15 protein-coding genes and 1 pseudogene are annotated in these 11,516 nt (G+C 69.8%); 8 read left to right on the top strand and 8 right to left on the bottom strand.

The window, feature by feature from the left end:
• Positions 1 to 7: 7 nt before the first annotated feature.
• Complete coding sequence (locus AB0I04_RS14020; RefSeq protein ID WP_360883525.1) at positions 8 to 1,069, bottom strand: sugar ABC transporter substrate-binding protein; 1,062 nt, start codon at positions 1,067 to 1,069, stop codon at positions 8 to 10.
• A 230-nt stretch (positions 1,070 to 1,299) separates the two neighbouring features.
• On the opposite strand from AB0I04_RS14020, the gene AB0I04_RS14015 reads away from it, so the two are divergent.
• On the top strand, positions 1,300 to 1,992 hold the full coding sequence (locus tag AB0I04_RS14015; protein WP_360883522.1) for a GntR family transcriptional regulator: 693 nt from the start codon (positions 1,300 to 1,302) through the stop codon (positions 1,990 to 1,992).
• 34 nt (positions 1,993 to 2,026) lie between these two features.
• Here AB0I04_RS14015 and AB0I04_RS14010 read toward each other — a convergent pair whose 3' ends face one another.
• On the bottom strand, positions 2,027 to 2,899 hold the full coding sequence (locus AB0I04_RS14010; RefSeq protein WP_360883519.1) for a sigma-70 family RNA polymerase sigma factor: 873 nt from the start codon (positions 2,897 to 2,899) through the stop codon (positions 2,027 to 2,029).
• A 143-nt stretch (positions 2,900 to 3,042) separates the two neighbouring features.
• Between AB0I04_RS14010 and AB0I04_RS14005 the strand changes: the two genes are divergently transcribed.
• From AB0I04_RS14005 to AB0I04_RS13980, 6 genes are all read left to right on the top strand, one after another.
• Positions 3,043 to 3,492, top strand: a complete 450-nt coding sequence (locus AB0I04_RS14005; protein WP_360883516.1) for a carboxymuconolactone decarboxylase family protein — start codon at positions 3,043 to 3,045, stop codon at positions 3,490 to 3,492.
• 56 nt (positions 3,493 to 3,548) lie between these two features.
• Positions 3,549 to 4,118 carry a TetR family transcriptional regulator gene (locus AB0I04_RS14000; RefSeq protein ID WP_360883513.1) on the top strand — a complete coding sequence of 190 codons (570 nt, stop codon included), beginning with the start codon at positions 3,549 to 3,551 and terminating at the stop codon, positions 4,116 to 4,118.
• Positions 4,115 to 4,714 carry a hypothetical protein gene (locus AB0I04_RS13995; protein WP_360883510.1) on the top strand — a complete coding sequence of 200 codons (600 nt, stop codon included), beginning with the start codon at positions 4,115 to 4,117 and terminating at the stop codon, positions 4,712 to 4,714. The genes AB0I04_RS14000 and AB0I04_RS13995 overlap by 4 nt, the downstream gene beginning before the upstream one ends.
• Before the next feature lie 11 nt (positions 4,715 to 4,725).
• Positions 4,726 to 5,151, top strand: a complete 426-nt coding sequence (locus AB0I04_RS13990; RefSeq protein ID WP_360883884.1) for a VOC family protein — start codon at positions 4,726 to 4,728, stop codon at positions 5,149 to 5,151.
• A 178-nt stretch (positions 5,152 to 5,329) separates the two neighbouring features.
• The gene (locus AB0I04_RS13985; protein ID WP_360883507.1) at positions 5,330 to 5,848 is read left to right on the top strand and encodes a MerR family DNA-binding transcriptional regulator; all 519 of its coding nucleotides are present in this window, start codon (positions 5,330 to 5,332) and stop codon (positions 5,846 to 5,848) included.
• Between the two features lie 96 nt (positions 5,849 to 5,944).
• Positions 5,945 to 6,325, top strand: a complete 381-nt coding sequence (locus tag AB0I04_RS13980) for a nuclear transport factor 2 family protein (RefSeq protein WP_360883505.1) — start codon at positions 5,945 to 5,947, stop codon at positions 6,323 to 6,325.
• Between the two features lie 111 nt (positions 6,326 to 6,436).
• Here AB0I04_RS13980 and AB0I04_RS13975 read toward each other — a convergent pair whose 3' ends face one another.
• The 5 genes and pseudogenes from AB0I04_RS13975 to AB0I04_RS13955 form a co-directional block, all read right to left on the bottom strand.
• Complete coding sequence (locus AB0I04_RS13975) at positions 6,437 to 7,057, bottom strand: LysE family translocator (protein WP_360883881.1); 621 nt, start codon at positions 7,055 to 7,057, stop codon at positions 6,437 to 6,439.
• A 204-nt stretch (positions 7,058 to 7,261) separates the two neighbouring features.
• A pseudogene (locus AB0I04_RS13970) lies at positions 7,262 to 7,525 on the bottom strand (transposase); the annotation flags it as partial.
• Complete coding sequence (locus AB0I04_RS13965; RefSeq protein ID WP_360883878.1) at positions 7,509 to 7,817, bottom strand: transposase; 309 nt, start codon at positions 7,815 to 7,817, stop codon at positions 7,509 to 7,511. The pseudogene AB0I04_RS13970 and the gene AB0I04_RS13965, both read right to left, overlap by 17 nt.
• A gap of 201 nt (positions 7,818 to 8,018) precedes the next feature.
• Positions 8,019 to 8,639 carry a class I SAM-dependent methyltransferase gene (locus tag AB0I04_RS13960; protein WP_360883502.1) on the bottom strand — a complete coding sequence of 207 codons (621 nt, stop codon included), beginning with the start codon at positions 8,637 to 8,639 and terminating at the stop codon, positions 8,019 to 8,021.
• 20 nt (positions 8,640 to 8,659) lie between these two features.
• On the bottom strand, positions 8,660 to 9,679 hold the full coding sequence (locus AB0I04_RS13955) for an NAD(P)/FAD-dependent oxidoreductase (protein WP_360883499.1): 1,020 nt from the start codon (positions 9,677 to 9,679) through the stop codon (positions 8,660 to 8,662).
• Between the two features lie 77 nt (positions 9,680 to 9,756).
• On the opposite strand from AB0I04_RS13955, the gene AB0I04_RS13950 reads away from it, so the two are divergent.
• Positions 9,757 to 10,356, top strand: coding sequence for an XRE family transcriptional regulator (locus tag AB0I04_RS13950; RefSeq protein WP_360883496.1), 600 nt, complete (start codon positions 9,757 to 9,759; stop codon positions 10,354 to 10,356).
• A gap of 17 nt (positions 10,357 to 10,373) precedes the next feature.
• Here the strand turns inward: AB0I04_RS13950 and AB0I04_RS13945 are convergent, their stop codons facing one another.
• Positions 10,374 to 11,516, bottom strand: coding sequence for an MFS transporter (locus tag AB0I04_RS13945; protein ID WP_360883493.1), 1,143 nt, complete (start codon positions 11,514 to 11,516; stop codon positions 10,374 to 10,376).

Here is an 11,516-nt window from a genome sequence, read left to right as displayed (position 1 = left end):
GCACATCTCACGAGCAGGACAGGACAGTGTCCTTGAAAGCCTTGAGGAGCTGCTGCGTCTTGGTCTGCCGCTCCTGGTCGTACGTGCTCACGTTGTCGCGGGTGACCACGAAGGAGCCGGAGTCGATCACCGTGCCGGGGTTGCGCACGGTGCACGCCCCGCTCCGTAGTCGACCGAGCGCCCACGACCCGACGTACGCCTGGCCGACCGGGTTCTGGGTGACGGTCGCGGCCACGGAACCGTCGGAGATTCCGGAGAGGATCTTGGGGTCGTCGTCGATGGCGACGACCTTGATGGGCAGCTTGTTGCGCTTCACCCCCGCCGCGGCGGCGACGGCCGGGTTGTAGGCGGTGGTCACGATCCCGGCGATCTGTGTGCCGTGCGCGGTGAGCAGATCGGAGACGGCCCGCTGCGCGGTCTGCAGGTCCGTGTCGACGTCGGTGATCGTCGTGAGGAGCTTGACCTGCCCGTTGGTCTCCGCCACCGCCTTCTTCACGCCGGCGATCCGGCGCTGGGTGTTGGAGTCAACGTTGTTGCCGGTGAGGTGGACCAGGTTCCCGTGGCCGCCCATGGCCTTGATGTCGGCCTGCGCGGCCTTGTACGCGGCCTGCTCCACGTCGGTGGCCAGGCAGAAGTCGGCCTTGTCGACGTCCCCGGCCGGGCAGGATCCCAGCGAGGCCACCGTGGAGCCCTTGGACTTCAGCTCGGCGAAGGTGCTGTTGATGTCGGTCGGCGAGACGCCGAAGATGCCGAACGCGTTGTACCCCTGAGCCGCCAGCGTGTCGAGCAGGCTGTTCTGCTTGGCCTGGTTCCACTCGGCGGTCTCGTTGAACGTCACCTGGCCGAGCCCGAAGTCGGTCTTGGCCTTCTGCCCGGCCGTCTTCCACGGCTGGAAGTACGGATGTGCGCCACCGGGTACGAGGGCGACCTTCACGTTCGACAGCGGGACCTTGGCCTCCGTGCCCTTCGCGCCCGTGGCGTTGGATGCCCCCCTGGTGCTGCAGCCCGCGAGGGCCACGGCCGACAGACCGGCGACGAGCAGCACCCGTCCGGCGAGTGGACGCTTCATCTGCCACCACCTTTCCAAGGATCGTATATTTTCCGAGGAGTATGTAGGTGGTGCGGGTTGGCGTCAAGAGGAGATATGCGAGGATCGCTAGTGTCGGTCAAGATGGATCGTATAGGATCAGTGAGCAAGTTGACCTGGTGACGCACGTGGACGCCCGAGCGTGTCGCCGGCGGGCAGCGCGCGGCCTACCGTCTCGACGGGAGCAGTGAGGTAGATGGAAGGGTGAGGCGATGACGCTGATACAGCCTCGGCAGATGCTCGCCGACACGGTCTATGAGGCGATCGAGCAGCGGCTCGTCAACCACGACATCGAACCGGGCGCCAAACTCAACATCAGCACACTGGCCCAGGAGCTGGACGTCTCGCCGACGCCGGTACGGGAGGCGCTGGCGCGCCTGGAGGCCGATGGGCTGGCCGTCAAGCGGCCCAACGCCGGCTACGCCGCCGCACCGCTCATGGGCAGCAAGGACTTCGACGAGCTGTTCGAGATGCGGTTGCTGCTGGAGCCCGCCGCCGCGGGCCGCGCCGCGGCCAGGGTCGGCGAGGACGACCTACGGGCGCTCACCGACACCCTCGCCGAGATGCGCAAGGTACAGGGCGGCGCCGGCAGCCGGGCGACCCTACGGCTGTTCGTCCACCAGGACGCGCTCTTCCACGACATCATCGCGAACTCCGGCGGGAACACCCTGATGGCCGACACACTGCGGCGCTTCCGCGCCCACACGCACCTGTATCGGCTCTACTTCCGCGAGGGCATCACCGATGCGACGTGCCGCGAGCACGAGCGCGTCCTCGACGCCCTGCGCGAAGCGGACGCCGACGCCGCCGCGGCCACCATGCGCACCCACCTTCGCCGTGCCCAACAACGACTGCTCCCCACCGTGATCGGCACCGGACCGGACGACGCCGACAGCCGCGCCTGACGACCGAGAACCGAGGGAACGCCGTCACGTACGGTCATGCGACCCACGATGGGACGATCTGGCCCAGCCGGGCCGGGTCGGTCAGCCCGCGGATCGCGGTGATGGCACCGTCCGCGACCGTGAAGGCCATGACCGTGACCGGCCGTCCGCCGATGGTGATGAGAACGCCCGGAACCCCGTCCACGAGCACCGGATGCGCCAGCGCGTCCCGGCGCGCGCCTATCCTCGACTGGGCCACGACCTCGCGCGCGCCGCGGACGACGACGGTCCCCTTTGGACTCTGTGTCCGCAGCTCGACGTCGGGTGCGAGAACGGTCAGCAGTGTTGCGACGTCGCCCCGGCCGGCCGCCGCGAGGAACGCGTCGACGACGTCGCGGGCCGCGGCGTGGGCGTCGGCCGTGGGTGTGCCCGATCGCAGCCGCCCCCGGGCCCGGCTGGCGAGCATCTTGGTAGCCGCGGTGCTCCGGCCGAGGATGGCCGCGATCGCGTCGAACGGGACCTCGAAGATGTCGTGGAGCACGAACGACACCCGTTCCGCCGGGGTCAGGGCGTCCATGACGACGTAGAGCGCGAGACCGACGGACTCGGCGAGCACGGCCTCCGCCTCGGGATCGATCCGGGAGTCGCCGACCGCCTCCCGCGGAAGCGTGCCGACGTCGAGTTCGAGCGGCTGCTCGCCCCGCACCCCACGTCTGCGGAGCACGTCCAGGCAGATCCGGCCGGTCACCGTGGTGAGCCAGCCGCGCAGGTCCTCGATGTCACCGCGACCGGTCCGTGCGAGCCGCAGCCACGCCTCCTGAACGGCGTCGTCCGCGTCGGCGTGCGAGCCGAGCACGCGGAACGCGATCGCGTGGAGATAGGAGCGCTGGGTCTCGAACTCCGCGGCGAGCTCTTCCTCTTCGGTCATGGTTCCCCTCGACGTACGGCGGTGCCACTACCAGGACGCATCGCGCGCTTGGAAGGTAACTCCTCAGCCGGCGTTACCTTCCGCTGCGGCCGTACGTCGTAGTGCCGTCCACGGGTCCACCGACTCCGTTCCCTGGAGGAGAGATGACAGCACGCATCCAGAACGCGGCAAGCCACCCCGACATCACGACGGGCGTCCAGCAGATATTCAAGGAGGTGTACGCCGGCGGCGTACCGCGCGAGACGCTTGAGCTGGTGCATCTGCGCGCGAGCCAGATCAACGGCTGCAGCGCCTGTGCCGACGCCGGCACCGCAGGCAAGGCCGGTGTCAGCGCCGAGAAGCTGCTCGCCGTCGCCACCTGGTACGAGAACCCGCTCTTCGACGACGCCGAGCGGGCCGCGCTGGCGCTCACCGAGGCCGCGACCCGCCTCTCCGACCGGCCCGGCGCGGTCACCGACGAGATCTGGGCCGAGGCCGCGAGGCACTACGACGAGCGGCAACTCGCGTCCCTGGTGCTCATGGTGGCGATCACCAACTTCTTCAACCGCATCAACACCACCTTCCGGGTGCCCGCCGGAACCAGGTGGGACTGACGCCGCGAAGAAGTCGCGCTTTTGTTAGAGGCTAACAAGTTGTTAGTCTCTAACACATGGAAGGGAACCTTCGGGAACGCCGCAAGGCACTCGTTCGGCAGGAGATCCGCGAGCACGCCATGCGGCTGTTTCTGGAGCACGGCTACGACAACACCACCGTCGCCGACGTGGCCGAGGCGGCAGGTGTCTCGTCGATGACCGTCTTCCGTCACTTCCCGACCAAGGAGGACCTCGTCCTCACCGACGAGTTCGACCCCGTCCTCGCGGCGCGCATCAAGGCGACGCCCGCCGATCGGCCACTGATACGGCGCATCGGCGACACGCTGGTCGAGAGTCTGGCGCAGGCCTCGCTGGCCGACCTCGAGATGATGCTCGCCCGGCTGAGGCTCGGACTCGCGACCCCTGCCCTGCGCGCACGGTGGCTCGACAACGAGTACCTGACCCAGACGGTCATCGTCGAAGCCCTGAGCGACGGCCGGCACGACGAGTTCCGACTGCGAGTCGTCGCCGGCTCCTGCCTGGCCGCCGTGACGACCGCCCTGATCCGCTGGGCCGAGAGCGGCGGGCAGGGCGCCCCGCACGAACTGGTCGCCCAGGCCCTCGACATCCTCCAGGAGGAATCGTGAAGATCCGCAGAGTCGTCACCGGACACGGCCACAGCGGTACCGGCGTCGTCGTCAGCGACGAGTACGTCGAGCCATTCGCCCCGGACGCCGGGGAGAAGTGGTCCATCTGGGCCGCCGACGCCACGGTCACGCTCCCGAACGACGGCACCCCGCCGCCGTTCGCCGGCCCGCTCCTTCCCCGGCCGGGTGGTTTCCACATCACCGCGTTCACCCTGCCACCCCGCTTCGACCCCGACGACCTGCTCGGCCGCGATCCCGTCAGGGCCGCCGAGCTGATGCGTCAGGCCGCCGACGCTTCCCACCCGTTCGTCCCCGATCCCAACCCTCCGGGTGCCCACGGCGACATCCCGGGCTCCTCGGCGATGCACGCGACCGCGTCGATGGACTGCCTCATGCAGGTCTCCGGTGAGTCCGTCTGGGTCCTCGACGAAGCCGAGGTACGGCTCCGCCCCGGAGACTGGATCATCCTGAACGGTGTCGCGCACAGCTGCCGCAACGACGGCGACGAGACGGCGGTACTGATCGGCGTGGTCATCGGCGCCCGGCACGAAGGCGTCCCGCTCAGAAGCCGCGTTCTCTATCCTCCGGAGACATGACCATTCAGCGGATGGACAACGTCGCCATCGTCGTCGACGACCTGGACGCGGCCGTCGCGTTCTTCACCGAGCTCGGCATGGAACTGGAAGGCAAGGGGCAGATCGAAGGCCTTTTTGCGGACCAAACCGTCGGACTCGACGGCGTCCGGAGCGACATCGCGATGATGCGGACCCCGGACGGTCACAGCAAACTGGAGCTGACGAAGTACCACGCCCCGGCGGCGATCGGCGCCGAGCCGGAGAACCCGCCGCCCAACACGCTGGGCCTGCACCGCGTCATGTTCGCCGTCGACGACATCGACGACACCATCGCCCGCCTGCGCGCCCACGGCGCCGAACTCCTCGGCGAGGTGGCGCAGTACGAGAGCATCTTCCGGCTCTGCTACCTCCGCGGCCCCGCGGGCATCATCGTCGCCCTTGCCGAACAGATCGGCTGACGCGAGCCCGCCGCGCGCGGCGGGCGCATCGCCTCTGCGCCGCCATCGTCGACCGACTCTCCTTCGGCGGCGACCTCTCGCGGCCCAGGGCACGCACCGCGGCGATCCCGGCGCGCCCGACCCCGTACCCGACAGCGGTGGTCACTGCCCGCTTCACCGCCCGTGGCATGCTTCTCTCATGTCGCGTTCCCATGGCCGGCAGTCGGCGACTTCACGTCCGCCTGAAGTCGACACGCCCGGCGGCCTGCTCACCATCGGCGAGCTGGCCCGCCGCACGGGAGTCGCCACCTCGGCCCTGCGCTACTACGAGGAACTCGGCCTGCTACCCACGCCGGCCAGGGTCTCGGGGCAGCGCCGCTACCCCGAGTCGGCCGCCCGGGTTGTCGGCACGATCCTGCTCTACAGCGACGCGGGGTTCACCCTCGCCGAGCAGAAGGCCCTCATGGCGTCGCGCGCCGACACGCCCGGCTGGAGAGCGCTCGCGCAGCGCAAGCTCACGGAACTCGACGAGCAGATCGCCAGGGCGCAGGCCGCCCGCGAGGCCATCAGGCACGGGCTGCGCTGCCCCCACGAGGACGTCACGCAATGCCCCAACTTCAACGCCGGCGTCACCGCCCGGCTCGCCGGCCGGCCGCTGGCGCAATCCCACCAGCAGTTGCACGACCAACGGTTCCGCGAATCGGGTCTGCCGACTTAGAGCGTGTCCTACGTGGTTTTTGGGTGATCAGCCGGGAGGCGTGGCCTGTCCGGGGCGCCGTTACCGACGCTGTGCGGGTCAGCCATAATCGTGCGCATGGATCACGGTGCGGCGCGGGAATTCGTGGACAACTGGGTGGCGGCGTGGAATGCCCATGACTTGGACGCCTTGCTGGCCCACTTCGCGCAGCACGTGACGTTCCGTTCGCCGGTCGCAGCGCAGCTCATCGGTGGCGATGGGATTATCCGGGGCAAGGCGGCGCTGCGCGCCTACTGGATGGAGGGGCTGCGGCGGATCCCAGACCTGAGGTTCGAGGTCCTCAACTCCTACGTCGGCGTCGATTGCCTGGTCATCAACTACCGCAATCAGAAGGGCGGCCTGGTCAACGAGGTGCTGATCTTTGACGGCCCGCTGGTGGTCGAGGGGTACGGAACCTATCTGAGAGACGACGCGACCCCGGCCGGCGCGGCGGCCTGAACGCCTCCCTGGAGACCAGCGACGCAGAAGCCCGTCAAAATCTGGACATCATCGACCGGTCGTAACCGGACTTCCGGCACGGGTCACAGTAGAGCGTCCTGCTCCACGCCTTCAACGCTGTTCGGTCGCGAGCCGGATTCCAAGGGCGACGAGAACCGTGCCGGTCACCGCGTCGAGGGCGCGCCGGACCGGTGAGCGGCGCAGCAGGTCGCCCATCTTGGCGATGGCCACCGCGTAGCACGTGAGCCAGAGGAACGTCATTGCGCAGAAGACCAGGCCCAGCGTTGTCAGCGCGGCGAAGTGGGTGCCGAACTGCGGCAGCAGACTGGTGAAGAACACCGCCATCTTCGGGTTTCCCAGGTCGCTGAGCAGGCCACGACCGTAATAGGCCAGCGCCCCGCGCCGCGGAGCCGGCCCGCCTGCCGCCGCCGGGTCGGCCGGACGGTGCCGCGCCGCCGAACAGATGGCGTGCAGGCCCAGGTACAGCAGGTAGGCCGCACCGAGATACTTCACCGTCAGGAAGGCCGGTTCGGAGGCGACGAGGAGCGCCGCGATGCCGGCGCTCGTGGCGAGCGTCCACAGCGCCTGACCGCAGAAGACACCCAGCGCCGTGGCCACCCCGCCCCGCCGACCACCGCCGAGCGTGCCGCTGATCGTCACCGCCGTGTCGGGTCCGGGCGTCACGATGACCAGAGCCGACACGCCGAGGAAGGCCAGAAGGGAAGCAATCATTGTCCCAAGATACGGTCGAATCCACCGACGTGGGATCCAGGCCACCCGGGAAGCGGCTTCACGCCGCAGGTCGAAGCAACAACACCGCCATATACGGTCGGCGGGCTCGCTGGGGTTGAAGGAGCTGGACGAGTCCTGCCAGCGCGGGCGATGAAGCACGACTCGCCGACGCTGCTGTTCCGGTTGGCCTACGAGTATCTGATCTCGGAGAGCTTGTCCGGGCGGGCCCGCCGCGGCCCGCGCCGCGCGGATGGGCGGGATCGCCTCGACGAGCGGCTTGAGTAGCCGGCTGTCGTGGGTGTTGGCCGCAGATACCTGCACCGCCAGCGGCAGCCCGGCCGCGTCCGAGGCGACGTGGAGTCTGCTGCCCTTCTTGGTCCGGTCGACCGGATTCGGTCCGGTCAGCGAGCCCCCCCCTTTCGCCCTCACGCTCGCGGCGTCCACGATCGCGCTACTCCAGTCGACCATCCCCAGCCGGCCGAGCTCGTCCAGCACCGCCTGATGCAGCCGCTGCCACACGGCTTCTCGGCTCCAGAACATTGAACCGGCGGTGCGCAGTAGCGGGCGAGACCCCGAACTCGGCCGGCAGATGCCGCCACGCACACCCGCTGGTCAGCACATACACGATCGCAGTGAACACCGCCCGGTCATCCAACGGCGCCGTACCGCCACCCTGCCGCCGGGCCGGATACCGCGGGATCAGCGGCTCCCGCAACGCCCACAACTCATTCGGCACCAACCGCAGCCCCAGAACCGACATCAGCACGGTTCACGATCATCGCCCCAGATCACCCGAAATCGACGTAAGACACACCCTTAACGGGGGGAGATAGAGGTGGCCGGCGAGGGGGATCCCGGCGCTGTCGAAGGTGACGTCGGTTTTCGTCCCTAAGGCCTGGTGCCGTGTCCGGGCCCGGCGCGGGTCGGCAGACCTGCGAGTCCGGGCCCGGTCGCGACGCGCTCAACGCCTGTGGGCTCGAAGGACGGCGTCGTGCATGGTGACCTCGTGGCCGTCATGGCCTGCCGGCCGGGGCCTCGCGTCGGCGACGACGATGTCCCACCGGTCGGGGTCGAGGTCGGCAGCGACCTCCTCGGCCGTGAAGAACAGCTCTGGTGCGAAGGGGCGCGGGATCGTCCGCAGGTCCGACGGGTGGTGGCCGACGATGAGCAGCGTGCCGCCCGGCGCGACCGCCGCCGCCAGCCGACGGAACAGCGCCGCGCGCGACGCCGCCACATGCACGTAGTGGGTGGAGACCAGATCGAAGTGTTCCGCGTTGGGGGTCCAGGCGGTCAGGTCGGCCGGTACCCAGTCGATCCGGTCGGCGATGCCGTCGCCGAGGGCTTCGGCGTGTTCTCCTGCTCGTCTCAGCGCGGTGGTGGCGAAGTCCACCGCCGTCACCCGCCAGCCGTGCGAGGCGAGCCAGACGGCGTCGGCTCCCTCGCCGCAGCCCGCGTCCAGTGCCGTGCCGGGCGTCAGATCCCTGGCCTCCGCCACGAGCTGCGGGTTGGGCCGCCCGCTCCAGACCGCGGTACGGCCGCGATAACGGTCTTCCCAGTACTCCTGGTCGAATTCCTCGGACACGCCGGGTTCCCTCCCGTGGTTCACAGGCCGTGGCGGCGGTCGCCTGCCGCCTGTTCGCAGAGACGTGCTTCGTTCTCCGCCGAGAACGGGTCCCGGTGGGCGGCGACCGCCCGGCGGGTCTCCTCGGCGATCAGGTCGGCGTTGATCTGGGCCCCCGCGGCGGCACCCTCCGCCGCGGAGGAAACGACCTGGGCGACCGGGTCGGTGACGTTGCCCGCGACCCACACACCGGGCACGTCCGTACGACCGGTCGCGTCGGCGGGGATGTTCGCCCCGATCCCCATCGGGTGTTCCACCGGCCGTAGTCCGAGCGCGGCCAGGAAGCCGGCGCGCGCCATCATCCGCGACGCGACCGCCAGCGCCTCGCGGGCGACCACCATGCCGTCACTCAGCCGTACTCCCACAAGACGGTCGTCGACGATCTCCAGGGAGGCCACCTCGCCGTCCACCACGCCGATGCCGCGCGCGGCCAGCTGCTCCGCCTCCTCGGCGGTCGGCGGCGTGGTGTGGGAGAAGAAGGTGACATCGTCGCTCAGCTGCCGGAACATCATCGCCTGGTGCACCGACATCGGCCCGGTGGCCAGCACGCCGATCGCCTGGTCCCGGACCTCCCAGCCGTGGCAGTACGGGCAGTGCACGACGTCCCGCCCCCAGCGAGCGCGCAGTCCCGGCATGTCCGGCAGCTCGTCGACCAGCCCGGTGGCGACCAGCAGCCGTCGCGCACGGACCGTCCGGCCATCGGCCAGCGTCACCGCGAACCCGTCGTCCTCGCGGACCACGGTCTCGACCTCGCCGGGCACCACCTGGCCGCCATAGCCGCGAACCTCCGACCGGCCGCGCTCCAACAGCTCCGCCGGCGGGATCCCGTCCCGCGACAGGAACCCGTGCACGCCCGCCGCGGGGGCGTTGCGCGGGGAGCCCGCGTCGATCACCACCACCGACCGCCGTGAGCGGGCCAGCATCAGCGCCCCGCTCAGTCCCGCGGCACCACCGCCGACGACCACCACGTCATAGCCGTCCCTCAGCCGATCGGTCACCATGACCACCTCCAGGAACGACGATGCAACCCCCTCGGCGATTTCCGCAAACCCCGTTGCCGTTATGGCAAACTGACGGCATGGACGACGACCTCGACCAGGCGCTCACCGCAGTCGGACCCCGACTGCGTACGCTGCGCCGGGAGCGCGAGACCACCCTGGCCGACCTGTCGGCGGCGACCGGCATCTCGGTGAGCACCCTGTCCCGGCTGGAATCCGGAGCCCGCCGGCCCACCCTCGAGCTCCTGCTCCCCCTCGCCAAGGCGTACGGCGTCACGCTCGACGAACTCGTCGACGCCCCGCCGACCGGAGACCCGCGCGTCCACCTGCGCCCGGTCACCCGCCACGGCATGACCATGCTGCCGCTGACCCGCCGAGCCGGGGGCATCCAGGCGTACAAGCTGATCATCCCTGCCGACAGCTCCCGCCGGGAACCCGAGCTGCGGACCCACGAGGGCTACGACTGGCTCTACGTCCTCAACGGACGGCTGCGGGTCGTCCTCGGTGACCAGGACCTGGTCCTCTCACCGGGTGAGGCCGCCGAGTTCGACACCCGCGTACCGCACTGGTTCGGCGCGGTCGGCCCCGAACCGGTGGAGTTCCTCAGCCTGTTCGGCACCCAGGGCGAACGCGCCCACCTCCGCGCCCGCCCCAAGACCAAAGACCGACCCGAGCGATGACCGTACGGGTCGCGCCTTCATTTCGAGCTCACAGTGCGCACCGTGCCCCGGCCGGCCATCATCGCGACGATCGCCTGGCCGGCCGCAGCGACGCACATCAGAATGATCGATGCATGCCAGCCGGAACTGACGGTGTGCAGCAGCCCGAAAATCACCGGTCCCGCGGCGGCCAGCAGGTAACCGATCGACTGCGCCATCGCTGACAACGCGCCCGCCACGGTTGCGTCCTGGGCGCGCAGGCTGAAAAAGGCCAGCGCGAGCACCAGACAGGCTCCGCCACCCAACCCGAGGACGACACTCCACAGCAACGCCCATCCCGGCGTCACCAGAAGCCCGAGGTAGCCGGCGAGTACGACCGCCGAGCTCACCGTCGCCACCGCGCGTTGGTCACGTGCCCACCGCAGCGCGGCGGGCACCGCCAGGCTGGTCAGCACCGCGACCGCCTGGAACAGGAACAGCAGCCATCCCGCGGCGGCCGCACTTACTCCACTGTCCTGGAACACCTGAGGCAACCACGTGACGACGGCATAGAAGCCCAGCGACTGCAGTCCCATGAACGCCGTGACCGCCCACGCCAGCGCCGATCCCCACGGCAACCGGTGTCCGCGAACCGCCTCCGGCGCCGGCCGCGGAGTCCGCATCTGTGGGAGCCACAGCGCGATGGCCACTAGCGCGAGCACGATCCAGCCACCCAACGCGGTGTACCAACCGCCAGGGGCGACCTGGCCGATCGGCACCGCCACCCCGGAGGCCACCGCGGCGACACCCCCCATCACAGTGGCGTACGCGCTGGTCAGCAGTCCCACTCTGGTCGGGAAGTCGCGCTTGATCAGGCTCGGCAGCAGCACGTTCCCCACGGCGATTCCTGCTCCGATCAGCACGGTTCCCGCGAACAGAGCAAGCGCCGTCGGTACCCACCGGACCGCGATCCCCAGCGTCAGCACCACGAGCGCACCCCCGAGAAGCCGCTCGGGTCCCCACCGCCCGGCCAGTCGCGGAACCATCGGAGACAGTGCCGCGAACGCCAGCAATGGCAGCGTGTTCAGCAGGCCCGCCACGGCCGGGGCCAACTTCAGATCGGCCTGCACGCGATCCAACAACGGCCCGACACCGGTCAAACTCGCCCGTAGGTTCGCCGCCACCACCAGCAGCCCCCACAC

The sequence above is a fragment of the Actinoallomurus sp. NPDC050550 genome (assembly GCF_040655075.1).
Lineage (GTDB): Bacteria > Actinomycetota > Actinomycetes > Streptosporangiales > Streptosporangiaceae > Actinoallomurus.
Note: the sequence above shows the minus strand (reverse complement) of the source record. Positions and strands in the feature narration are given on the sequence as shown.